Source organism: Achromobacter spanius, assembly GCF_003994415.1.
Lineage (GTDB): Bacteria > Pseudomonadota > Gammaproteobacteria > Burkholderiales > Burkholderiaceae_B > Achromobacter > Achromobacter spanius_C.
On sequence record NZ_CP034689.1, the window covers coordinates 1,646,286 to 1,669,842 of the forward strand.

Annotated in this window: 23 protein-coding genes; 9 read left to right on the forward strand and 14 right to left on the reverse strand. The window is 62.7% G+C overall.

All coding sequences use genetic code 11. The annotated features are described in order from the left end of the window. Positions 1–82 precede the first annotated feature (82 nt). The 7 genes from hslO to ELS24_RS07475 form a co-directional block, all read right to left on the reverse strand. Positions 83–1,012 (reverse strand): Hsp33 family molecular chaperone HslO, encoded by a 930-nt coding sequence (gene hslO / locus ELS24_RS07440; RefSeq protein ID WP_127183765.1) that lies wholly within the window; start codon positions 1,010–1,012, stop codon positions 83–85. 72 nt (positions 1,013–1,084) lie between these two features. Further along, a complete protein-coding gene (locus tag ELS24_RS07445; protein WP_050447685.1) occupies positions 1,085–1,606 on the reverse strand; it encodes a gamma carbonic anhydrase family protein in 522 nt (173 codons plus the stop codon). A 3-nt stretch (positions 1,607–1,609) separates the two neighbouring features. Continuing rightward, positions 1,610–3,472 carry an acyl-CoA synthetase gene (locus tag ELS24_RS07455; RefSeq protein WP_428839681.1) on the reverse strand — a complete coding sequence of 621 codons (1,863 nt, stop codon included), beginning with the start codon at positions 3,470–3,472 and terminating at the stop codon, positions 1,610–1,612. Positions 3,473–3,601: 129 nt separating this feature from the next. Beyond that, positions 3,602–4,474 carry a UDP-2,3-diacylglucosamine diphosphatase gene (locus ELS24_RS07460; RefSeq protein ID WP_127183766.1) on the reverse strand — a complete coding sequence of 291 codons (873 nt, stop codon included), beginning with the start codon at positions 4,472–4,474 and terminating at the stop codon, positions 3,602–3,604. Between the two features lie 85 nt (positions 4,475–4,559). Further along, on the reverse strand, positions 4,560–5,078 hold the full coding sequence (locus tag ELS24_RS07465; RefSeq protein WP_050447687.1) for an RDD family protein: 519 nt from the start codon (positions 5,076–5,078) through the stop codon (positions 4,560–4,562). Positions 5,079–5,194: 116 nt separating this feature from the next. Continuing rightward, positions 5,195–5,383, reverse strand: coding sequence for a hypothetical protein (locus ELS24_RS07470; protein WP_164741225.1), 189 nt, complete (start codon positions 5,381–5,383; stop codon positions 5,195–5,197). 256 nt (positions 5,384–5,639) lie between these two features. After that, positions 5,640–7,016, reverse strand: coding sequence for a THUMP domain-containing class I SAM-dependent RNA methyltransferase (locus ELS24_RS07475; RefSeq protein ID WP_127183767.1), 1,377 nt, complete (start codon positions 7,014–7,016; stop codon positions 5,640–5,642). 227 nt (positions 7,017–7,243) lie between these two features. On the opposite strand from ELS24_RS07475, the gene ELS24_RS30805 reads away from it, so the two are divergent. Further along, positions 7,244–7,540, forward strand: a complete 297-nt coding sequence (locus tag ELS24_RS30805) for a hypothetical protein (RefSeq protein ID WP_164741226.1) — start codon at positions 7,244–7,246, stop codon at positions 7,538–7,540. On the opposite strand, the gene ELS24_RS07485 is transcribed toward ELS24_RS30805, so the two are convergent. The 5 genes from ELS24_RS07485 to ELS24_RS07505 all read right to left on the reverse strand — a co-directional run bounded on the left by ELS24_RS07485 (position 7,527) and on the right by ELS24_RS07505 (position 13,092). Beyond that, positions 7,527–7,955: a CopD family protein gene (locus ELS24_RS07485; RefSeq protein WP_172616216.1), complete on the reverse strand. Its 429-nt coding sequence runs from the start codon at positions 7,953–7,955 to the stop codon at positions 7,527–7,529. The genes ELS24_RS30805 and ELS24_RS07485 overlap by 14 nt on opposite strands. 262 nt (positions 7,956–8,217) lie before the next feature. Further along, positions 8,218–9,666 carry a bifunctional 2-methylcitrate dehydratase/aconitate hydratase gene (locus ELS24_RS07490; RefSeq protein ID WP_127183768.1) on the reverse strand — a complete coding sequence of 483 codons (1,449 nt, stop codon included), beginning with the start codon at positions 9,664–9,666 and terminating at the stop codon, positions 8,218–8,220. A 76-nt stretch (positions 9,667–9,742) separates the two neighbouring features. After that, a complete protein-coding gene (gene prpC / locus ELS24_RS07495) occupies positions 9,743–10,936 on the reverse strand; it encodes a bifunctional 2-methylcitrate synthase/citrate synthase (protein WP_127183769.1) in 1,194 nt (397 codons plus the stop codon). Positions 10,937–11,033: 97 nt separating this feature from the next. Continuing rightward, on the reverse strand, positions 11,034–11,924 hold the full coding sequence (gene prpB, locus ELS24_RS07500) for a methylisocitrate lyase (RefSeq protein WP_050449838.1): 891 nt from the start codon (positions 11,922–11,924) through the stop codon (positions 11,034–11,036). Between the two features lie 178 nt (positions 11,925–12,102). Then, positions 12,103–13,092: a malate dehydrogenase gene (locus ELS24_RS07505; protein ID WP_006218122.1), complete on the reverse strand. Its 990-nt coding sequence runs from the start codon at positions 13,090–13,092 to the stop codon at positions 12,103–12,105. A 347-nt stretch (positions 13,093–13,439) separates the two neighbouring features. On the opposite strand from ELS24_RS07505, the gene ELS24_RS07510 reads away from it, so the two are divergent. The 8 genes from ELS24_RS07510 (at position 13,440) to ELS24_RS07545 (ending at position 20,521) form a co-directional block, all read left to right on the forward strand. Continuing rightward, a complete protein-coding gene (locus ELS24_RS07510; protein WP_050449837.1) occupies positions 13,440–14,219 on the forward strand; it encodes a GntR family transcriptional regulator in 780 nt (259 codons plus the stop codon). A 121-nt stretch (positions 14,220–14,340) separates the two neighbouring features. Further along, a complete protein-coding gene (gene sdhC, locus ELS24_RS07515) occupies positions 14,341–14,757 on the forward strand; it encodes a succinate dehydrogenase, cytochrome b556 subunit (protein WP_050449836.1) in 417 nt (138 codons plus the stop codon). Continuing rightward, a complete protein-coding gene (sdhD, locus tag ELS24_RS07520) occupies positions 14,758–15,141 on the forward strand; it encodes a succinate dehydrogenase, hydrophobic membrane anchor protein (protein ID WP_050449834.1) in 384 nt (127 codons plus the stop codon). A gap of 3 nt (positions 15,142–15,144) precedes the next feature. Then, complete coding sequence (gene sdhA / locus ELS24_RS07525) at positions 15,145–16,923, forward strand: succinate dehydrogenase flavoprotein subunit (RefSeq protein WP_127183770.1); 1,779 nt, start codon at positions 15,145–15,147, stop codon at positions 16,921–16,923. Positions 16,924–16,941: 18 nt separating this feature from the next. Beyond that, complete coding sequence (locus ELS24_RS07530) at positions 16,942–17,658, forward strand: succinate dehydrogenase iron-sulfur subunit (protein ID WP_006218127.1); 717 nt, start codon at positions 16,942–16,944, stop codon at positions 17,656–17,658. 37 nt (positions 17,659–17,695) lie between these two features. Next, complete coding sequence (locus ELS24_RS07535) at positions 17,696–17,956, forward strand: succinate dehydrogenase assembly factor 2 (protein ID WP_006218128.1); 261 nt, start codon at positions 17,696–17,698, stop codon at positions 17,954–17,956. A gap of 20 nt (positions 17,957–17,976) precedes the next feature. After that, complete coding sequence (gltA, locus tag ELS24_RS07540) at positions 17,977–19,287, forward strand: citrate synthase (protein WP_050449832.1); 1,311 nt, start codon at positions 17,977–17,979, stop codon at positions 19,285–19,287. 100 nt (positions 19,288–19,387) lie between these two features. Next, positions 19,388–20,521 carry a hypothetical protein gene (locus ELS24_RS07545; RefSeq protein ID WP_240669465.1) on the forward strand — a complete coding sequence of 378 codons (1,134 nt, stop codon included), beginning with the start codon at positions 19,388–19,390 and terminating at the stop codon, positions 20,519–20,521. Here ELS24_RS07545 and ELS24_RS07550 read toward each other — a convergent pair. After that, complete coding sequence (locus ELS24_RS07550) at positions 20,511–20,963, reverse strand: DUF2214 family protein (protein ID WP_127186272.1); 453 nt, start codon at positions 20,961–20,963, stop codon at positions 20,511–20,513. The two genes, ELS24_RS07545 and ELS24_RS07550, sit on opposite strands and share 11 nt — an antisense overlap. A gap of 151 nt (positions 20,964–21,114) precedes the next feature. Continuing rightward, positions 21,115–23,412 (reverse strand): NADP-dependent malic enzyme, encoded by a 2,298-nt coding sequence (locus ELS24_RS07555; RefSeq protein ID WP_050449830.1) that lies wholly within the window; start codon positions 23,410–23,412, stop codon positions 21,115–21,117. Positions 23,413–23,557: the final 145 nt, after the last annotated feature.

Consider the following 23,557-nt stretch of genomic DNA (forward strand, 5'->3'; position numbering starts at 1 on the left):
CAGTGTGGCGCGGGCATGACCGCCTGTCGATACGGACAATCCGGTGTGATGGAAACGTCCCGTCTGGCGGGACGAGGCAACTTCAGTGCACGGTGGGAGGGACGTCATCAGCCGCGGGCTGATGCGGTGAGAACAACGTGGCGCAGTCGACGGCATCGAATTTGTAGGGTTTGCCGCAGAAATCGCAAGACACGTCCACCTGACCGCGTTCGGCCAGCACGCTATTGACTTCCTCTTCACCCAACGAGCGCAGCATGCTGGCAACGCGTTCGCGAGTGCAAGGGCAGTGCCAGCGCACGGTGGCAGGGTCGAACGCCAGCAGGGTGTCTTCCCAGAACAGGCGATGGATCAGGGTGTCGATATCGGCTTCCAGCACTTCGTCTCGCTTGAGCGTGCTGGCCAGCGCAACGACGCGGTCCCAGGTATCGGCGGCCGCCTGCTCGGTCAGCAGGGGGGCGTCGGTGCCGCCATGGAAAGGCAGGCGCTGCACGAGCATGCCGGCGGCATGGTCGGCGTCGGCGGCCAGCCACAAGCGCGTGTCGAGCTGTTCGGAAGCCTTCATGTAATGCTGCAACGCTTGCGCCACCGTATCGCCTTCCAGCGGCACGATGCCCTGGTAGGTTTGCTGGCCGGGCAGCTTGCGCTGCGGGTCCAGCACCACGATGAAGCGGCCGTTGCCGCCGGGGTTCAGCAGGCTTTGCATGGTGCCGTCGGCGGGCACTTCGTGGCCTTCGCGCACCTTGACGGTGGCGCGCAGGCTCAGGTCTGAACGGCATTCAACCACCAGCAAGGCGATGGGGCCGTCGCCCTGGATCTGCAGCACCAGCGAGCCGTCGAACTTGATGTTGGCGGCAAGCAGGGTGGAGGCGGCGACGAGTTCGCCCAGCAGGTGGGTGATGGCGGGCGGGTAGTCGTGGTTGGCCTGGACGGCCTTCCACGTGGCGTCCAGGCGCACGGCCTGAATGCGAACGCTGCGGTCTTCGGTAAGGTATTTTTTGAGCTGATCGGTCATGGGCGAATGTTAGCCGATCAGGCGGCCCAATTCCCGTGCTGCCAGCAGGGCTTCGGGCGCTGCCCGGGGCGCTCAGGCCAAGCGTTTTAGCGCGGTCTTGTAGTGTTGGCCGCGCGCCACGTAATGAGCGGTATTTTTGTGCAAATTGGCGATTTCCTCTTCCGAGAGTTCGCGCACCACCTTGCCAATGCCGATCACCAGCGAGTTGTCCGGAATGACCCGGCCTTCGGGAATGATCGCGCCCGCGCCGATCAGGCAGTTACGGCCGACCACGGCGTTGTTCAGCACGATGGCCTGCATGCCCACCAGCGCGCCTTCGTGGATGGTGCAGCCGTGCAGCATGGCCTGATGGCCCACCGTGACGTTCGGGCCGATCGTCATGGGACAGCCACTGTCCACATGCAGGACGCTGGATTCCTGAATATTGGTGCCATGGCGGATCAGGATGGCGTCGTTGTCGCCCCGGATCGATACGTGCGACCAGATGCTGACGCCGGCTTCCAGCGTGACGTTGCCGATGAGGTCGGCGCTATCGGCGACGTAGGCGGCGGGGTCGATGTTGGGGGTCAGATCATCAAGCTGGTAAATGGGCATTGCCTAGGTTTCCGATAATTTTTCTGGGCCCGATGGGGCAGGCGCGACGTCCGCGGCCGGGGCGGGTGTCGCGCAAGCGCTGGGCGTGCCGGGCGTGGTGGCGGGTGCAGGCGGCGTGTCGGCCGGGGGGGTAGCGGCAGGCGCGGGCGGCGTGGAGGCCTCGGGCGTTGCGACTGGTGTGGGGGGCGCAGTCGCCCCGGGCGCCGTCGCCACGGCATGGGCGCGCTCTTGTTCGCGTTGGCGCAGGATACGGCGCTGGACCTTGCCGGTTGTGGTCATCGGCAATTCGTCGACGAACTCAATCTCTTTTGGATATTCGTAGGGCGCCAGGCGTTCACGAACATGCTCTTGCAGGTTTTCGATGATGTCGGCACGGTCGCGTTGGACGAATTCGGGCGTCAGCACGACATACGCTTTGACCAGTGCGCCGCGCTCGGCGTCCGGCTTGGGCACCACGGCGGCGTTGGCTACGGCGGGGTGGCCCACCAGGCAGCTTTCGATTTCTCCGGGGCCAATGCGGTAGCCGGCCGACTTGAATACATCGTCGGCACGGCCGGCGTACCAAAGGTAGCCGTCGGCATCGACGGTAGCCAGGTCGCCCGTCAGGCACCAGTCGCCCTTGAACTTGAGCTGGGTGGCAGCTTCATTGCGCCAGTAGCCCAAAAACATGACCGGGTCGGGAAAACCGTGGATGTCCAGCCGGTTAACGGCGATTTCACCGGTTTCGCCCGCTGCGACCGGCTGGCCGTCGTCATTCAGCACCGCCACTTGATGGCCAGGATACGGGCGGCCCATGCTGCCCGCACGGGCCGGCCAGCGCTTCTGGCTATTGCCCACCACGTAGTTCATTTCGGTTTGGCCGAACATCTCGTTGGGCGTCACGCCCAGCGCGGACTGGCACCATTTGAAGACGGTTTCCCCAACGCTTTCCCCCGCGCTCATGATGGAACGCAGCGCCAGTTGATAATGATTGCGCGGCTCGGGTACGGCCTTCATCATCATTTTCAGCGCGGTGGGAAACAGGAAGGTGTTGGTGACCTGGTAGCGCTCCATGAGCTCGAACGCGCGCTCGGGCGAAAAGCGGCCCCGCGTGCCCACGATGGGGTGCCCGAAATACAAGGTCGGCAACAGCGCATCCATCATGCCCCCGGTCCAGGCCCAGTCGGCGGGCGACCAGAACACGTCACCCGGCTTGGGAAACCAGTCTTGCGAGGCCACGAAACCCGGCAGGTTGCCGATCAGCACGCTATGCGGCAACAGGGCCCCTTTGGGGGCGCCGGTGGTGCCTGACGTGTAGAGCAGGATGGCGGGGTCCGACGAGCGGGTCGCAACGGCCTTGAATTCGCTGGGCTGGCGGGCCAGCAGGCTGCGCCACGGCAGCACCCGCTCATCGGCAAATCCGATGCCGATGATCTGCTGCAGGTTGGGGCAGTTGTCGCTTACCGCCAGCAAGTTGGCGCTGGAAGCGTGGTCCACGATGGCGACTCGCGTTTCGGAGTCGCGCAGACGGCTTTCCAGGGCTTCGGGGCCAAATAGCGTCGACAAGGGCAGTACGACGCCGCCCACGGTGTAGATGGCCATGTGGGCCACCACCGTTTCCGGCCGTTGCCCCAACACCACACCAACGCGGTCGCCGCGGCCCACGCCCATCTTCACCAGGCCGTTGGCCAGTTGATTGACGGCTTCGGCCAGGCGAGCATAGGTCCAGACCTCGCGGTTGCCTGATTCGTCTTCGTAGTAGATGGCGATGCGCCGCGCATCCGGACTACTGGATGCCCAGCGGTGGCAGCACGCTTCCGCGATGTTGAACTGGGTGGGAACCAGCCAGCGGAATGATTGGTAGAGCGCCTGATATTGGTCGTTCATGGCCCTATGTTGTAAGCATGTTGCAGCTGCGTGAACGGACCGGCTCGCCCGTTGGCTCAGATGCAAGCATGACCTAGAGGGCCGTGAACTGCAATATCCCCGTTGCGTAATGGGGACGCATACGGGTTATCACGGGTGTTTGCTTTGGCGGCGCAAGGCAGATGGCAAGGCGGGAAGCGAAAGCGAACGCGGCGGGCGGGTAGAGGGATCGGCTTGCCGTTCCGCCTGGATGGCGGCCCAATCCAGCAATTGCAATTGGCCCTCGTGAGTTTCCGCCAGGGCCGACAGGCTTTCCACCCAGTCGCCGTCATTGCAGTACAGGATGCCGTTGACGTCGCGCAGTTCTGCTTTGTGGATGTGGCCGCAGACCACGCCGTCCAGGCCACGCCGGCGCGCCTCGCCTGCCAGCGCTTCTTCAAAATCCGTGATGAAGGACACCGCGTTCTTGACCTTGTGCTTCAGGTACTGCGACAGCGACCAGTAATGCAGCCCCAGCCGGTGGCGCAGCCGGTTGAAATGATGGTTGATCCACAAGGCCAGTTGGTAGAGCCCGTCACCCAGATGCGCCAGCCAGCGGCTGTGCTGGATCACGCCGTCGAACTGGTCGCCATGCAGCACCAGCAGGCGCAACCCCTTGGCGGTGACGTGTACGTCTTCGTCCAGTATTTCAATGTCGCCAAATGCGTAGCCGGCGAATTCCCGCGCGAACTCGTCATGGTTGCCGGGTATGAACACGACCCGCGTGCCATTTCGAGCCTTGCGCAGAATGCGCTGGATGACGTCGTTGTGCGCGCGCGGCCAGTGCCAGTGCTTGCGCAGTTGCCAGCCGTCCACAATGTCGCCCACCAGATACAGGGTGTCCGAATCGTTGTGGTCCAGGAAATCGAGCAGGAATTCCGCCTTGCACCCGGCAGTGCCCAGGTGAATGTCGGAAATCCAGAGGGCACGCCAATGTGCGGGGCGGATCTCGTTCACGGTCGCTTCCATGTGGGCTGTCGTCATGCCTCGGAATGAGACCAGCCCGCCATGACCGGCGTGTGAAACCTTCGTGACGGTGTTGTGACGGTCGTGCTGTCACGGGTGCCGCTTATCGGCTTTTTTGGCGTGCAGGTGCGTTGCGCAGCCGTGTACCCAGAAGCCGGTCGTGCAGGAATTGGCCGTCCGGGTCGAACCAGGACCAGATAAAAATCGTGAAGGGCGCGGCAACGATGAACATGTCCACCGAGGCCCAGCCGGTCAGGCTGGCGGCGCCCCACACCACGGCGGCACCGGCCAGCACCAGTGGCCAGACCAAGACGTAGCGCAGGATCAGGCGGGGCGTCTTTGGGGTGTTGCCGTCTCGGTCGACCAGTCGGATGTTCCAGGTTTTCATGGGCAGCGTCTGCCCACGGCGGCGCCAGCACAGCACGAAGTAGGCGCCGATGGCAACGAACAACCATGCTTGGCGGGCCCCGCGCAACTCCAGCGCGTTCTTGCTTTGGGTCAACGTGTCCAGCAGGTAGCCGGCCAGAAAGACGACGCCGAACAACAGCACGGCTTCATACATCATGCAGGCGAATCGGCGCAGCCGATTGGGAGTCTGGTCGAGGTAAGCGTCGGTCGTCATGGGTCGCCATTATCCGACAAAAAAAAACCCGCCGGTAAGGGCGGGTCTATAAAAGGGGCTATGCAGCCCCCAAGGGGAAAATCGTTTGGGCCGCAGACTCAGGCCCAGGTGAAGCTTCAGGCGGCGGAGTGCGCGTTGTTGGCGCTCGTCTTGCCAGCCAGGGCTTTCACGCCGTGAGCCAGCTTACGCAGGCCTGCGGCCAACGCCCGCATCGGGTGCGGACGGAATTGTTCTTCAATTGCCTGGAGCATCAGTTGGCGCTCGAGTTCGTCGGTCAGGCGGATGGTGTTGTTCGGGTTGATCACAATAGCCTCCACGGGCTTGCTCAGTTGTTTAGCTACTAGGGATAACCCGAATTATAGGGGTTAACCCTGGCCCTGTGCAAGTGGCAGATGCAAGCTGGTGCAATGTGGCAACACCTTGGTGCTGATAATGCCCCAAATTCGAGCGTCGGGGCACCAGTGCAAAGATACGGGCGCTATGTTGCGGCGCTTTTACAACGTGACGCCACGGCGGAAAGAGGGGATTTGCCCGGACGAGAACCGTCCGGGCCAAGTGCGTTCAGGCGTCGCGGTAGCCGGCGGCAACCAGCTCGAAGCCGAAGAGGCGGCAGTCCAGCGCGCCGTTGTGCAAGGGCACGCGGCGCTTGGGTTTCAAGCGCATCTGGTTCGGCAAAGTCATGTCGCTGGTGATGACGTGCAACTGCCAGCCCGCGAAATTGCGTTTCAGGCAGGTGGCCCAATCGCGCCACAAGTCGGCGTCCGGCTCGGTCAGCATGCGCTCGCCATAGGGCGGGTTGGTGACGATCCAGCCGTGGTCGGCGGGCGCCGTTATCTGGCGAGCGTCGCCGACTTCAAAGCGGATCGAATCGGCCGTCAGCCAGGCGCGCTCGGCGTTGTTCTGAGCGAATTCAATGGCTTGCGGATCCAGGTCGTAGCCCACCAGCGGCGCGTCCAACTGCGGCAGGATGCGCGAACGGGCGTCGTCCTTCAGGTCGCGCCAGCGGTAGGCGTCGTGGTTGCGCAGCCGTTCAAAGCCAAACGGGCGCGAAATGCCAGGGGGCACGCCAAGCGCAATCCAGGCCGCTTCGATCAGGATGGTGCCCGACCCGCAGAACGGGTCCAGCAACGGCGCGGCGGGGTCCCAGCCGGCCAGGGCCAGCATGCCGGCCGCCAGGTTTTCGCGCAAGGGCGCTTCGCCCTTGTCCAGACGCCAGCCGCGCTTGAACAGCGATTCGCCCGACGTGTCCAGGTACAGCGTGGCCGTATGGCCCGTCAGGAACAGGTGGACGCGGGCATCCGGGCGCACCGTGTCGATGCTGGGGCGTTCGCCTTCCAGTTCGCGCAGTCGGTCGCAAATGCCATCCTTGGCACGCAGGTTGCAGTACTGCAGGCTCTGCACGGGGCTCTTGATGGCTGAGGTGTCTACGCGCAGCGTTTGTTCGGCGCCGAACCAGCGTTCCCAGGGGGTGTCGCGGGCCAGGTCCAGAATGTCGTCTTCGTGCGAGATTTCCGCATGGGCGACCTGCACCAGAATGCGGGTGGCCAGGCGCGAATACAAGTTGGCGCGCTGCACGCCCGACCAGTCGGCCGTGAACGAGCAACCCGCGCGGCCGGCCTGGGCGTCTTCGTAGCCCAGTGCCTGCATTTCGGCCGTCAGGGCCTCTTCCAGGCCTTGCGGGCAGGGGGCGAACACCGTGAACACTTCCGCCTGGCGAGTGTCGCGCGGGCGGCGGCTGCGGGTTTCAACGCGGGGGGCGCGATCGCGATAGTCGTCGTGGGGTTCGTCTTGGTAATCGCCGCGCGCTTCGGTGAATTCTGGTTCCGGGGTGTGCTCGGGCGGCTCAGCGTGGAAGTCGGGCGCAGGGCCGTCGTCTTCGAACGGGTCGTAGAAGCGGCCCGCCGGTGTAGCCGGCGCAATGTACTGGTCATCGCGCAGGCGCGGGGCGCGCTGCGGCGGACGGCCGGAACGCGCCTCGGGGCGGGGCGGCGCGAATCGTCGGAACGCCCACGGGCGGGCTGTCCGCGATCGAACCGGCCGCGTTCGGCATTGCCACGATCAGAGTTGCCACGTTCGGAGCCACCCCGTGCAGAGGCGCCGCGTTCGGATGTGCCCCGTTCCGCCGAGCCTCTGCCGCCAGGACCGCGACCTTCGCCACGGCTGGGTTGCCCGCGCTCGTACTGCCCGCGCGCGCCAGCGCCCGGTTTGCGGCGCGCCTCTTCTTCCTGGCGGCGTTGATAGCCTTCAGGATCTTTTTGGCGTTCTACGTTTTCCTTGGTGCGCGAGATCTGCGCAACCAGTCGGGCGCGGGCACCGGTGCGGGTGCGCTTGGGCGCTTCTTCGGCATGGGCGTCGCGCGCCGTTTTTTTGATCGTCAGCGTCTTGCGCGGGCGGTCCTTGTCATCAGAGGACATACGAATCCTGGCGAATGTGCAAAGGTAGGGGGAATCAGAAGGGTTTGACGACGACCAGCGCCACCACCACCAAGAGCAGCAAGACGGGAACTTCGTTGAACCAGCGATAGAACTTGTGCGAACGGGTGTTTTTGCCCTGTTCGAACTTACGCAGCATCAAGCCACAGGCGTGATGGTAGCCGATGACGAGCAAGACGAAAAAGAGTTTGGCATGCATCCAGCCGTTGCCCGGACCCACGCCGATGCGGTAGCCCAGGTACAGCCACATGCCGAACACAACGGCGACCACGGCCAGAATGGTGGTAAAGCGGTACAGCCGGCGCGCCATGCCCAATAACGTGGCCTGGACGGAAGCGTCCGATTGCTGCGCCAGGTTCACGAAAATGCGCGGCAGATAGAACAATCCGGCAAACCAGGAAGCGATAAAGACAATGTGAAAGGTCTTGACCCAAAGCATGCCCATGGCACCATCCCGTCGAGGAAAGCCGCATTGTAAAGCCGCCGCTGCTCGTAGGATGGGTGCAGCGCGATACGCCAACTCCAAGAACGCTGACATCAATCGCGCGGAACCCATCAAGCAGCGGTGAACAACAAGACTGCCCCCGCAAGAACCCGACAAGGCGGCCCCCGCAAGAACCCCCTACTGATTCCAGCGCCCCTTCCGCATGGGTTGCGCGCGTGCGGCACTTGCGCCATTGCAAGCGTTCACGCGCGCTACACCCATCCTACGTGTACAGGTCCACGTATTCGTGGACTGGCATGGATTCCAGCGCTTTTTGATCCAGCGACACCTCAAGGATGCGGCGTTGCTGCTTGGTTGCGAACATGCGGGCCAGATTGGTGCGGAACTTGGCTTCCAGCAATGGGATGCCGTCCGCGCGGCGGCGCTTGTGGCCGATGGGATATTCGCAGACGATTTCATCCAGCTTCGAACCGTCCTTGAATTCCACTGTCAGCGCGTTGGCGATCGAGCGCTTGTTCGGGTCGTGGTAGTCCCGCGTATAGGCCGGGTCTTCCACGCAGACGATCTTGTCGCGCAGGATGTCGATACGCGGGTCGCGCGCGACGTCGTCTTCGTAGTCGGCGGCGGTCAAGCGGCCGAACAGCACGGGCACCGCCACCATGTACTGGATGCAGTGGTCGCGGTCGGCGGGGTTGTTCAGTGGGCCCTTCTTGTCGATGATGCGGATGCACGCTTCATGGGTGCGGATCGTGATGGCCTTGATGTCGTCCGCGCTTTTGCCCAACGCGTTGAGTTTTGCGTGGATGTCCATGGCGCATTCCACCGCCGTCTGCGAATGGAATTCCGCCGGGAACGAAATCTTGAACAGCACGTTCTCCATCACGTAGCTGCCATACGGCCGCTGAAACTTGAACGGTTGACCCTTGAACAGCACGTCGTAAAAGCCCCAGGTCTTGGCGCTTAGCACCGAGGGGTAACCCATTTCACCGGTTTTCGCGATCAGCGCCAGGCGCACGGCGCGGCTGGTGGCGTCGCCAGCGGCCCAGCTCTTGCGGCTGCCTGTGTTGGGCGCGTGGCGATAGGTGCGCAGGCTTTGGCCGTCGACCCAGGCCAGCGACACGGCATTGATGACTTCATAGCGGTCCAGCCCCAGCATCTGCGCCACCACGGCGGTGGATGCCACCTTGACCAGCACTACGTGATCCAGGCCTACCTTGTTGAAGGAATTTTCCAGCGCGATGCAGCCCTGGATTTCATGCGCCTTGATCATGCCGGTCAGCACGTCGCGCATGGTCAAGGGCGGTTTGCCGGCGGCGACGGCCGTGCGCGACAGCCAATCTGCCGTGGCCAGAATGCCGCCCAGATTATCGGAGGGGTGACCCCATTCGGCGGCCAGCCAAGTGTCGTTGAAATCCAGCCAGCGGATCATCGTGCCGATGTTGAACGCGGCCTGCACGGGGTCAAGCTGGAACGGCGTGCCTGGCACCTTGGCGCCGTTGGGCACCACGGTACCTGGCACGATCGGCCCCAGCAGCTTCTTGCACGCCGGGTATTCCAGCGCTTCCAGGCCGCAGCCCAGCGTGTCGATCAGGCAGTTGCGTGCGGTCTCGTACGCCAGGCTGCTCGTGATCTCGTAGTTGAGAACGTAGTCCGCGATATCGACCAGGACCTGATCGGGATCGGGACGTACGTTTGAGATTGGGGCGGACATTGCGAACCCTCCTTAGCGAAGAAGTGAATACAGGTGGCCATGCCGCGCCTTGTTCTCGTTCTGGTTGCGGGCCGCCTTACTTGCGTTTGTCCAGCGGCACGAACTTCTGGTCTTCCGGGCCCACATAGTTGGCGGTGGGGCGGATGATCTTGTTGTCGATGCGCTGTTCGATGATGTGGGCCGACCAGCCTGCCGTGCGCGCGATGACGAACAGCGGGGTGAACATGGCGGTGGGCACGCCCATCATGTGGTAGCTGACGGCCGAGAACCAGTCCAGGTTGGGGAACATCTTCTTGATGTCCCACATGACCGTTTCCAGGCGTTCGGCGATGTCGAACATCTTGGTGCTGCCGGCCTTCTTCGACAGCTTCTTGGCCACTTCCTTGATGACCTTGTTGCGCGGGTCGGACACGGTGTAGACGGGGTGGCCAAAGCCGATGATGACTTCCTTGGCCTCGACGCGGCGGCGGATGTCGGCTTCGGCTTCGTCCGGCGTGTCATAGCGCTTTTGCACGTCGAACGCCACTTCGTTGGCGCCGCCGTGCTTGGGGCCGCGCAGCGCGCCGATGGCGCCGGCAATCGACGAGAACATGTCCGAACCCGTGCCGGCGATGACGCGCGCGGTGAAGGTCGATGCGTTGAACTCGTGTTCGGCGTACAGGTTCAAGGAGATGTGCATCGCCTTGACCCATTCGTCGCTGGGCTTTTCGCCGTGCAGCAGGTGCAGGAAGTGGCCGCCGATGCTGTCGTCGTCGGTTTGCACGTCGATCATGTGGCCGTTGTGGCTGTAGTGGTACCAGTACAGCAGGGCCGAACCCAGGTTGGCCATCAGGCGGTCGGCGATGTCGCGCGCGCCCGGGGTGTTGTGGTCGTCTTTTTCAGGCAGCACGCAGCCCAGCACCGACACGGCGGTGCGCATCACGTCCATCGGGTGGCTGGACGCCGGCAGCGCTTCCAGCGCCACTTGCAACTGGGCGGGCAGGCCGCGCAGGCTCTTCAGCTTTTGCTTGTAGGCAGCCAGTTCGGCCTTGTTGGGCAGCTTGCCGTGGACCAGCAGGTGGGCAATTTCCTCGAACTCGCTGGTGTGGGCGATGTCCAGGATGTCGTAGCCACGGTAGTGCAGGTCGTTGCCGCTGCGGCCGACGGTGCACAGCGCGGTGTTGCCCGCGACCACGCCCGACAGGGCAACGGACTTCTTGGGTTTAAAACCGGCTTTTTCTTCCGGCTTGGCGTCCGGCTTGGCTTCTTGCTTTTTGGGAGCCGTGCTCATGTCTCTACTCCTTCACTTTCGCTGTGGTCGATGCAATGGGTGACTAGCAGGGCGCCGCGCGGGTGTCGCGGCGCCGGATACCGAAGGTGCCGCGGGATTACGCTTTGCCCTTCTGGAAGAGCGCATCCAGTTTGGATTCAAATTCGTGATAGCCGATGCGGTCGTACAGCTCGTCGCGCGTCTGCATCAGGTCCACCACGTTTTTCTGATGGCCGTCGCGGCGGATGGCGGTGTAGACGGCTTCGGCGGCCTTGTTCATGGCGCGGAAGGCCGACAGCGGGTACAGCACCATGCCCACGCCCACGCTCTTGAGCTCTTCAACGCTGAATAGCGGCGTCTTGCCGAATTCGGTGATGTTGGCCAGCACCGGCACTTTCACGGCTTTGACGAAACGGTCATAAGTGGGCAGGTCGTAGGCGGCTTCGGCGAAGATGGCGTCGGCGCCGGCTTCCACGCAGGCCAGCGCGCGTTCAATCGCGGCGTCCACGCCGTGGGACGCAATGGCGTCCGTGCGGGCGATCAGGTAGAAGTCGCTGTCGGTGCGCGCGTCGGCCGCGGCCTTGACGCGATCGGCCATTTCTTCGGTGGTGACGATTTCCTTGCCCGGACGGTGGCCGCAGCGCTTGGCGCCGACCTGGTCTTCGATGTGGCAGGCGGCCGCGCCGAACTTGATCAGGCTCTTGACGGTGCGGGCGATGTTGAACGCCGACGGGCCGAAGCCGGTGTCGATGTCCACCACCAGCGGCACGTCGCACACATCGGTGATGCGGCGCACGTCGGTCAGCACGTCGTCCATGGTGTTGATGCCCAGGTCGGGCAAGCCCAGCGAACCGGCCGCGACACCGCCGCCCGACAGGTAGATGGCGCGGTAGCCGGCGCGCTTGGCCAGCAGCGCGTGGTTGGCGTTGATGGCGCCGATGATCTGCAGCGGGCTTTCTTCGGCAAGAGCGCGGCGGAAGAGGGCGCCGGGCGATTCGGGTCTGGACATGGATGTCTCCGTTCTTATGGCTAGCCCACGACCTTATCGCGGGTCCGGAATATAAATCTGTCCCCTACGCGACAATCCCGGCGCGGCCGGGCCAAGAGACAGGTGTATGTTTCGGCATGATGGCAGTACAGAAGAATTGGGCCCGCATCAACGGGCCCAATCCTGATTCAAGCGCTGCTTACTTCAGCAGGTCCTTGACGCCGTCGCGCTCTTCCAGCAGCTCTTTCAGCGTGAAGTCCAGGCGCTCGCGCGAGAAGGCGTCGATTTCCAGGCCTTCGACACGCTTGTATTCGCCGTTTTCGGTCGTGACCGGCACGCCGTAGATGATGCCTTCCGGAATGCCATACGAGCCATCCGACGGAACACCCATCGTGACCCACTTGCCGTTGCTGCCCAGGACCCAGTCACGGACGTGGTCGATGGCGGCGTTGGCGGCCGAAGCGGCCGACGACAGGCCACGGGCTTCGATGATGGCGGCGCCGCGCTTGCCCACGGTGGGGATGAACGTGTCGCGGTTCCAGGCGTCATCGTTGATGAGCTTGGTGAGCGATTCGCCGCCGACGGTGGCGAAGCGGAAATCCGGGTACATCGTGGGCGAGTGGTTGCCCCAGACGATCAGGTTTTCGATGTCGGCAACCGGCTTGCCCGACTTGGCCGACAACTGCGACAGGGCGCGGTTGTGGTCCAGGCGCAGCATGGCGGTGAAGTTCTTGGCCGGCAGGTCCGGCGCCGACTTCATGGCGATGTAGGCGTTGGTGTTGGCGGGGTTGCCCACGACCAGCACCTTGACGTTGCGGCTGGCCACGTCGTTCAGGGCCTTGCCTTGCGCCGTGAAGATCTGGGCGTTGACGGACAGCAGGTCCTTGCGCTCCATGCCGGGGCCGCGCGGACGGGCGCCAACCAGCAGGGCCACGTCGGCGTCCTTGAAGGCGGTGCGCGGGTCGCTGTGAGCCGTCACTTCCTGCAGCAGCGGGAAGGCGCAGTCATCCAATTCCATGATGACGCCCTTCAGGGCCTTTTGCGCTTTCTCGTCGGGGATTTCCAGCAATTGCAGGATGACGGGTTGATCTTTACCCAGCATTTCGCCGGAGGCGATGCGGAATAGCAGTGCGTAACCGATTTGGCCGGCGGCGCCGGTGACGGCGACACGCAAGGCAGGCTTGGACATGGACGTTCTCCGTAATGGTTTGGCGAGAAAAAATCTCACCAATCAGTGTAATCGTTGGGGCATCAAAAACAGCGCGCGGAAGCAGGCCGGCGCGGGGCCCTGACAGCCGTGAATCCTAGAACGATTTCCAGGGGGCGTCAAACGCTCTTCTATCTTATATAAGACATAAGACGTTGGACAGCGTCTGGCGCGATATGCCACAATAGAGCGTTTATTCGAATGCGTTGCAGCCCGGTCTGTTGTGCCTCCTGACAGCGCATTTTGGATGTGGGTTCGCATGCTGTTTGCGTCCTTGTTTGCGCTGCCCTCCCATCATCCGGATGCACATGACACTTTCAAGAAGATCCATGGCAGAGCCTCGGCCCGAAACCTCCTTACGCACACGCGCCGCCCGTTCAACGGGCGAGGGGGCCGCTTTCAGTCCGCTCTATCGCCAGATCAAGGATCTGCTCGTTCAAAGTCTTGAGCGCGGCGAATGGAAGCCCGGTGAACTCATCCCCAGCGAAATCGATCTGGCTGCCCGTTTTCAGGTCAGCCAGGGCACGGTGCGCAAGGCGGTCGATGAGTTGGCCGCCGAGCACATGCTGCTGCGCCGCCAAGGCAAGGGCACTTTTGTCGCCACCCACCACGAAGCCCGTGTGCGCTACCGTTTCCTGCGCCTGGCCGCCGATGAAGAAGGCGAGGCCGGCCGCGCCGAAAGCCGCATCCTGGAATGCCGGCGCCTGCGCGCGCCCGCCGAGATCGCGCGCGCCCTGGATCTTCGGGCCGGCGAAACCGTCGTGATGATCCGCCGCCTGCTGTCCATGGGACAGACACCCACCGTGGTGGACGACATCTGGCTGCCCGGTTCCATTTTCCGTGGACTCACCCTCGAGCTGCTGACCGCCAACAAGGCGCCGCTCTATGGTCTGTTTGAATCCGAATTCGGCGTGAGCATGGTGCGCGCGGACGAGAAGCTGCGCGCGGTGATCGCGCCGGCCGAAGTCTGTCCGCTGCTTAATGTTCCCGCCGGCACGCCGTTGTTGCAGGTAGATCGGGTGTCTTACACCTATGGTGACCGCCCCATGGAAATCCGCCGGGGTTTGTACTTGACCGATCGATACCACTACCGCAATAGTCTGAATTGATGAGCTTTTTAACTACGATTTGATACCAACCCAATCTCTGGGCGAAAATAGCGTGTTTGCCCGAAAGGGCCACGGCACTTTCGCCGTCACGATTCCCTAGTTCCGAAACACCGAGGCCGTCATGTCCGACACCGCTGCCAAGCCACGTCCGCAGTTTCGCAATATTGGGCTTGCCCAAGTTGCGTTCTCCTATCGCCTGCCCCTGGCCGGCAAGCTGTCCATCCTGCACCGCATCAGCGGCATTTTGCTGTTCCTCTGTTTGCCCTTGGTCATCGTGCCGCTGTTCGCAGCAAGCGTGGCCGCACCGCAATCGTTTGCCTGGATCGCTTCCATCGCGGCCAACCCGATCGTCAAGCTTGTCTTCCTGGTCCTCGTCTGGGGCTACCTGCATCACTTCTGTGCCGGCATCCGCTACCTGCTGCTTGACCTGCACATCGGTATCGACAAGCTGTCGGCCAAGAAAAGCGCCGGCGTGGTCTTCGGTGTCAGCCTGGCGCTGACGCTGGTGTTCGCCCTCAAACTGTTCGGAGTGCTGTAAATGGCCGCCGCTAAAAACTACGGACCCAAGCGCCTGGTCGTCGGCGCGCACTATGGCGTCATGGATTTCATCATTCAGCGCATCACCGCCGTCATCATGGCCGTGTATACGCTGGTGCTGCTCGTTGGCATCCTGATGATGCCTGCCTTCACGTATGAACACTGGGTCAAGCTGTTCAATTTCTACGTGGTCTTCATTCCGGTTGGCCAGATTTTGGCCTCCCTTGCATTCATTGCGTTGGCCTGGCATGCCTGGATTGGCGTGCGCGACATCTGGATGGATTACGTCAAGCCGGTGGGCCTGCGCCTGCTGTTGCAAGTGCTGACGATCCTCTGGCTGATCGGTTCGGTCATTTACTTCGCGCAAATCCTCTGGAGCATTTAAGCCGTGGTCTCTGTCATGAAATCCTTGCCGCGCCGCCAGTTTGATGTGGTGGTCGTTGGCGCCGGTGGAGCCGGCATGCGTTGTTCGCTGCAACTGTCCCAAGCGGGCCTGTCCGTTGCAGTGCTGTCCAAAGTGTTCCCCACGCGTTCGCACACCGTTGCCGCACAGGGCGGTGTAAGCGCCTCCTTGGGCAACATGAGCGAAGACAACTGGTACTGGCACATGTACGACACCGTCAAGGGGTCGGATTGGCTGGGCGACCAGGACGCCATTGAATTCATGTGCCGTGAAGCGCCGAACGCCGTGTACGAGCTCGAGCACTTCGGCATGCCGTTTGACCGCAACCCCGACGGCACGATCTACCAGCGTCCGTTCGGCGGCCACACCGCCAACTTCGGTGAAAAGCCGGTGCAGCGCGCCTGTGCCGCCGCCGACCGCACCGGCCACGCGCTGTTGCACACCCTCTACCAGCGCAACGTTGCCGCGCGCACCCAGTTCTTCGTCGAATGGATGGCGCTGGACCTGCTGCGCAACGAAGCCGGCGACGTTGTCGGCGTGACCGCCCTGGAAATGGAAACGGGCGAAATCTACATCCTGGAAGCCAAGACCACGGTGCTGGCCACCGGCGGCGCCGGCCGTATCTGGGCCGCTTCCACCAACGCCTTCATCAACACCGGTGACGGCCTGGGCATGGCGGCGCGTGCCGGCATCCCGTTGCAAGACATGGAATTCTGGCAGTTCCACCCCACCGGCGTGGCCGGCGCGGGCGTGCTGATCACCGAAGGCGTGCGTGGCGAAGGCGGCATCCTCTTGAACAAGGATGGCGAACGCTTCATGGAGCGCTATGCGCCCACGCTGAAGGACCTGGCCCCGCGTGACTTCGTGTCCCGCTCGATGGACCAGGAAATCAAGGAAGGCCGTGGTTGCGGTCCGGACGGCAGCTACGTTGTGCTGAAGCTGGATCACCTGGGCGCCGACGTCATCAACAAGCGTCTGCCCTCGATCCGCGAAATCGCCATCAAGTTCGGCAACGTCGACCCGATCAAGGAACCGATCCCCGTCGTCCCGACCATTCACTACCAGATGGGCGGCATTCCGGCCAACTACCACGGCCAGGTGCTGTCGCGCGAAAACGGCGAGAACAAGGTCGTCAACGGCCTGTACGCCATCGGCGAATGCGCCGCGGTGTCCGTGCACGGCGCCAACCGCCTGGGCACGAACTCGCTGCTGGACCTGATCGTGTTCGGTCGCGCCACCGGCAACCACATCGTGAATTCGCATCCTGAGCGCCAGCGCGCGCACCAGGACCTGCCGAAGGAAGCCGTGGACTTCTCGCTGGACCGCGTGAACAAGCTGGAAACGCGTACGTCGGGCGAAAAGACGCAAGACATCGGCAACGCCATCCGCTTCTCGATGCAGCGCCACTGCGGCGTGTTCCGCACGCTGGAACTGTTGAACGAAGGCGTGACCCAGATCGAAGACCTGGCCAAGCAAGCCGACAATATCTGCTTCAAGGACAAGTCCAAGGTGTTCAACACCGCGCGCGTCGAAGCGCTGGAACTGGCCAACATGACCGAAGTGGCCCGCGCCACGATCAAGTCGGCCGCTGCCCGTACGGAAAGCCGTGGCGCGCACGCGCTGGACGACCACCCGACGCGCGACGACGAGAACTGGCTGAAGCACACGCTGTGGTACTCCGAAGGCAGCCGCCTGGATTACAAGCCTGTGCAGATGAAGCCGCTCACCGTTGAGTCCTTCCCGCCCAAGGCGCGTACCTTCTAAGTCCGGATAGAGCCCATTATGAGCACCAAGAGAATCGTCAAGTTCGAAATCTACCGCTACGATCCGGACAAGGACGAGCGCCCCTACATGCAGAAGCTGGACGTTGAACTCCAGCCCACCGACAAGATGCTGCTTGATGCGCTGGTGCGCATCAAGAACGACGTCGATGACAGCCTGGCCCTGCGCCGTTCGTGCCGTGAAGGCGTGTGCGGTTCGGACGCCATGAACATCAACGGCAAGAACGGTTTGGCCTGCACGACAAACCTGCGCGAATTGAAGGAACCCATCGTTCTGCGTCCGCTGCCGGGCCTGCCCGTCATCCGCGACCTGATCGTGGACATGACGCACTTCTTCAACCAGTACCACTCGATTCGTCCGTACCTCATCAACGACGCGCCGCCGCCCGAAAAAGAGCGCCTGCAGTCGCCCGAGGCCCGCGAAGAATTGGACGGCCTGTACGAGTGCATCCTGTGCGCATGCTGTTCCACTTCCTGCCCGTCTTTCTGGTGGAACCCGGACAAGTTCGTCGGCCCGGCCGGCCTGCTGCAAGCCTATCGCTTCATCGCCGACAGCCGCGACGAAGCCACCGGCGAGCGTCTGGACAACCTGGAAGATCCGTACCGCTTGTTCCGTTGCCACACCATCATGAACTGCGTCGACGTCTGTCCCAAGGGGCTGAACCCGACCAAGGCAATCGGCAAGATCAAGGAACTGATGGTTCGCCGCACGGTCTAGTTTCTAGTGTGAAGACTTTTGTTTTTATGGTGTAACGATGAGCAGGCTAACTGAACTGGAGCGGGCGCGTCTGCGTTGGCGGGCGCGCCGCGGCCTGCTCGAAAACGACTTGATCATCACTCGGTATCTGGACGCCTACGAGGCCGAACTTACCGATGATGATGTGGCCGCATTGACCCAGCTGTTCGAGATGGGAGACAACGATCTTCTCGACCTGCTGCTGGCCCGCAAGGAACTCGAAGGCGACCTGGACACCCCCAGGCTTCGGGGCATTATTGGCCAGATGCGCGCACTCTGATTAATGTGAGAGGAATAAACATGAACCTGTCTGACAAAAAAGCCACTCTATCCTTCTCGGATGGCAGCGCACCCATTGAGTTCCCTGTCTACAAGGGCACGGTCGGTCCGGATGTGATCGACATCCGCAAGCTGTATGGCCAGACGGGCATGTTTACGTTTGACCCGGGCTTCATGTCCACCGCGGCTTGCGAATCGGGCATCACGTACATCGACGGCGACAAGGGCGAACTGCTGTACCGCGGCTTCCCCATCGAGCAATTGGCCGTCAACTGCGACTTCATGGACATCTGCTACCTGATCCTGAACGGCGATCTGCCGAACCAGGAACAGAAGGCTGACTTCGACTCGCAAGTGACCCATCACACGATGGTCAACGAGCAACTGCACTTCTTCCTGCGTGGCTTCCGCCGCGACGCCCACCCGATGGCCGTGCTGACGGGTCTGGTTGGCGCGCTGTCCGCGTTCTACCACGACTCCACCGACATCACGAACCCGCAGCATCGCCACATCTCGGCCATCCGCCTGATCGCCAAGATGCCGACGCTGGTTGCGATGGCGTACAAGTACTCGCAAGGCCAACCGTTCATCTATCCGCAGAACGACCTGTCCTACACGGGCAACTTCCTGCGCATGATGTTCGCCACGCCGTGCGAAGACTACAAGGTCAACGAAGTCGTTGAACGCGCGCTGGACCGCATCTTCATCCTGCACGCCGACCACGAGCAAAACGCGTCGACGTCCACCGTGCGTCTGTGCGGTTCGTCGGGCACCAACCCGTTCGCCGCCATCTCGGCCGGCGTGGCTTGCCTGTGGGGCCCGGCTCACGGCGGCGCCAACGAAGCTTGCCTGCAGATGCTGGAAGAGCTGCAAGCCAACGGCGGCATCGACAAGGTCGGTGAGTTCATGGAGAAGGTCAAGGACAAGAACTCGGGCGTGCGCCTGATGGGCTTTGGCCACCGCGTCTACAAGAACTACGACCCGCGCGCCAAGCTGATGCAGGAAACCTGCAAGGAAGTGCTCTCGGCCCTGGGCCTGGAAAACGACCCGCTGTTCAAGCTGGCCATGGAACTGGAACGCATCGCCCTGTCGGATCCGTACTTCGTCCAGCGCAAGCTGTACCCGAACGTGGACTTCTACTCGGGTATCGTCCAGCGCGCCATCGGCATCCCGACCTCGCTGTTCACGGCCATCTTCGCGCTGGCTCGCACGGTGGGCTGGATTGCCCAGTGGAACGAAATGCTGTCGGATCCCGACTACAAGATCGGCCGTCCGCGCCAGCTGTTCACGGGTTCGGTCACCCGCGACGTGCCCCCGATGGACAAGCGTTAATCCGCTTTTCCTTTCGGCAAGTGAATGACAAGAAACCGCCTTCGGGCGGTTTTTTGTTGCCTGCGCAAAGGGGCCATGAGGCGGCGGATATGCGGATATCATGCTGGCCATGATTCCTTTCTCGCTTCCACCAGCCCATTTCTACCTGCTGCTTTGGTTTGGCTTGCTTGCCGGCGTCGTGTTGGGCGTGTGGGTCTTGGTGCTGGCCGTCAGCGCCGGCCATCGCCGCACGGTCCGCAAATATTGGAAGACCTCGACCGTGGTGTTCGTGGTGCTGGCGGTGCCCTTTGCCTTCTTCGCGTGGGTGCACTTCATGGTCCAGCAAATCGAGCGCGAGATCGAGCGGGCCGAGGCGGCGCGCAACGTGACGCTGGAACAAGCGGCCACCGTGGGTGGCGTGGCCATGCCCGCCGGCACGCGGCTGAAGTTGCAAGACGAAGGGCAGATGGACACCTACGTTGAGGCCGAGTTTCCGGCGCCCACCTCTGTCTTCGGCGTTCAGGCGACGCGGATTCGCCGCTATCTGGACACCGAATACGAAAAGGACACGTACGCGCTGATTCAGCGACATCCGCGTAGCGTCATCCTGACAGGCCAGGGCGACCAAGCGGTGCTGGGATGGCGTTGCGACAGCACGCATGACATCGAGTTTGATACCGAGCCCGATGGCGCGATGAAGGCCTTGAGCCAGTGCCGGCTGGGTAGTGGCAATCAAATTGACGGCATGATGATCCACTCGGGCTCAGTGCTGTACGGCTCAAATGGCACGGTGTACGTAGACGGTTCGACCGACCCGGACCGATGGCGCATCGAGGTCAAGGACCCCGACGCGGTGCGGGTGTTCGGACTCATGTTGAGCGAACCCTGGATCTATCTTGATGGAGACCGCCGCTTGCTGCGCGTCAGCGACGCGGAGCTTGCCTGCCGCGTGCATCTGGGCAACTTTGACTACGCCGAGGGCACGCGGGTCAAGTCTATCCGGCGCGTGATCGATGGGCAGCGCGAACCCTTTCCTGGCGTGCTGGTGTTCAGCCCCAAGGAGGGGCAAGTGGCCAAACGTGAAGGCTATGCCGATGTGCCCGAAGGCATGTCGGTCATGCAGGCACTGGATGGAACGTTTATCGGCATTGTGAATAACGACGAGGTCGGCGTTTTTGAGTTCGCGAGCTTCGTCGTGGACGGCAACGCGCCGGCGGCTCCCGCACGGGCGCGTTGCCCCTCCCTTACACGCTGATGTGGCGCGCCATCAGCACCGCGAACAGCGGCAGGAAAATGAACAGGTGCGATTCGATCATCACCCAGCGGCGCACGCGCTTGATCTCGGGTAACGCGGGCACGAAGTCCGCTTGCTGGCGCGCCTGTTTTGCCCAGCGGAAGATGGCCAGCGTGGGCGGGATCGAACAGAGCGCGATGATGACGAACAGTGTGATCTTTGCGTGGAACCACGGGCTGCTCATGTAAAACGCCGCGCCTTTGACGCCTTGCGTCAGGCGCAGCAGCCCGGTGATCAGCACCAGCACGGCGCTGACGCCATACAGGCGGTCGTAGATCACCAAGCGCTTCACGCCGTTGGCGCTCAGATCGGGGCGTAGCAATACGGCTTCGGCGGTCAGCACGACCACCATGACAAAAATCGCCAGGTAGTGGAACCAGGCGTATAGCGCATCGGCCAGCATGTCGTCTCCAGGAAAAAGGTCAAGCATGGTTTTACCACCGGCCCATGGCGTGGCGTCGATCAAGTGGCATGAAAATACGGCGTGGGCCGCGGAAACACGCCATGAAAAAGGCGCCCCGAAGGGCGCCTTTGGCGTCAAGACCCGCGTGTGATCAACGGCGCTTTTTGGCGGCGTCGGCGGCTTCCTGCTGCGCATCCACCACGGCCAGGGCCGTCATGTTGACGATGCGGCGCACGGTGGCGCTGGTCGTCAGGATGTGCACGGGGCGCGCGGCGCCCAGCAGAATGGGACCCATCGCGACGCCATTGCTGCCCGTCATCTTCAGCATGTTGTACGTAATGTTGCCGGTGTCCAGGTTCGGCATGACCAGCAGGTTGGCGCGACCCTTGAGCGTGCTGTCCGGGTAGGCCAGCACACGGATCTTTTCCGACAAGGCGGCGTCGGCGTGCATTTCGCCGTCCACTTCCAGGTCAGGCGCGCGTTCCTGCACCAGCTTGCTGGCGGCGGCCATCTTCTTGGACGATTCCGTGACGCGGCTGCCGAAGTTCGAATGCGACAGCAGGGCAATCTTGGGCACCACGCCAAAGCGCAGCATTTCGTCGGCGGCCTGGATGGTGATGTTGGCCACTTCTTCCGACGTCGGGTTTTCATTGACGTGGGTGTCGGTGACGAACAGCGTCTGGTCAGGCAGCATCAGCACGTTCAGGGCGGCGTAGGTCTGGCCTTCCTTCTTGCCGATGATTTCGTCAACGTACTTGAGCTGGTTGTCGTACTTGCTAGCCACGCCGCACAGCAGCGCGTCGGCGTCGCCGCGACGCAGCAGCATCGCGCCGATCAGCGTGTTGTGTTTGCGGATCATCGCCTTGGCGATGGCCGGCGTCACGCCTTCGCGGCCCTTCAACTGGTAGTACGCGGTCCAGGTTTCGTTGAAGCGCTCGTCGTCTTCCGGATCGACGATTTCGAAATGCTCGCCAGCCACCAGGCGCAGGCCGGCCTTGTTGATGCGCATTTCGATAACCGACGGGCGGCCGATCAGGATCGGACGGGCCAGCTTTTCGTCAACCACGGTCTGCACGGCGCGCAGCACGCGTTCGTCTTCGCCATCGGCGTAGATGACGCGCTTGGGCGCCTTCTTGGCCTGGGCGAACAGCGGACGCATCAGTTGGCCCGAGTGGTACACAAAACCCATCAGCTTCTGGCGATAGGCTTCGATGTCTTCGATGGGGCGGGCGGCCACGCCGGAGTCGGCGGCGGCTTGGGCCACGGCGGGCGCAATCTGGAAGATCAGGCGCGGGTCGAAGGGCTTGGGAATGATGTAGTCGGGGCCGAACGACAGTTCCTGGCCGGCATAGGCGCGGGCCACTTCATCGTTTTGTTCAGCTTGCGCCAGTTCGGCGATGGCCTTCACGCAAGCCAGCTTCATTTCTTCCGTGATGCGCGAGGCGCCGGCATCCATGGCGCCGCGGAAGATGAAGGGGAAGCACAGTACGTTGTTGACCTGGTTCGGGTAGTCCGAACGGCCGGTGGCGATGATGCAATCGGGGCGGGCGGCCTTGGCCACTTCGGGGCGGATTTCCGGCTCGGGGTTGGCCAGCGCCAGGATCAGCGGACGGTCGGCCATGGTCTTGACCATGTCGCCCGTCAGCACGCCAGAGGTCGAGCAGCCCAGGAACACGTCGGCGCCATTGACCACGTCGGCCAGCGTGCGGGCGTCGGTCTTTTGCGCGTAGCGCTTCTTGTTGGCTTCCATGTTTTCATCGCGGCCGTCCCAGATGACGCCGCGCGAATCCACAACAAAGATGTTCTCGCGCTTGACGCCCAGGTGCACCAGCAGGTCCAGGCAGGCGATGGCGGCAGCGCCGGCGCCCGAGCAAGCCAGCTTGACCGAGCCGATGTCCTTGTTCACGACCTTCAGGCCGTTCAGGATGGCGGCCGACGAAATGATGGCGGTGCCGTGCTGGTCGTCATGGAAGACGGGAATCTTCATGCGCTCGCGCAGCTTCTTTTCAATGTAGAAGCACTCGGGCGCCTTGATGTCTTCCAGGTTGACGCCGCCCAGCGTGGGCTCCAGCGCCGCGATGATGTCGACCAGCTTGTCGGGGTCGTTCTCGGCCAGTTCGATGTCGAACACATCGATGCCGGCAAACTTCTTGAACAGGCAGCCCTTGCCTTCCATGACCGGCTTGGCGGCCAGCGGCCCGATGTTGCCCAGGCCCAGGACGGCGGTGCCGTTGGTGATCACGCCCACCAGGTTGCCGCGCGAGGTGTACTTGGACGCGGCGTCATCGCCCTGGTCGAAGATGGCCATGCAAGCTGCCGCCACGCCAGGAGAGTAGGCCAGGGACAAGTCGTCCTGGTTGGCCAGGGTCTTGGTCGGAACGACCGAGATTTTGCCGGGGGTGGGGTAGGCGTGGTAATCCAACGCCAATTTGGTAAGAGTTTCGTCCATGGGATCGGGGCCTCTGAGGCACTAACTGAGAAAGAAAACGGAATGAAAAACGAATGACAAGCGGCGGGCTCGCGGCCCGCCGGTTTCTTTGCGAAATGCTTAGGGAACACCCGTATTTCACCAGAAAGCGCGGACACTTGGTTGT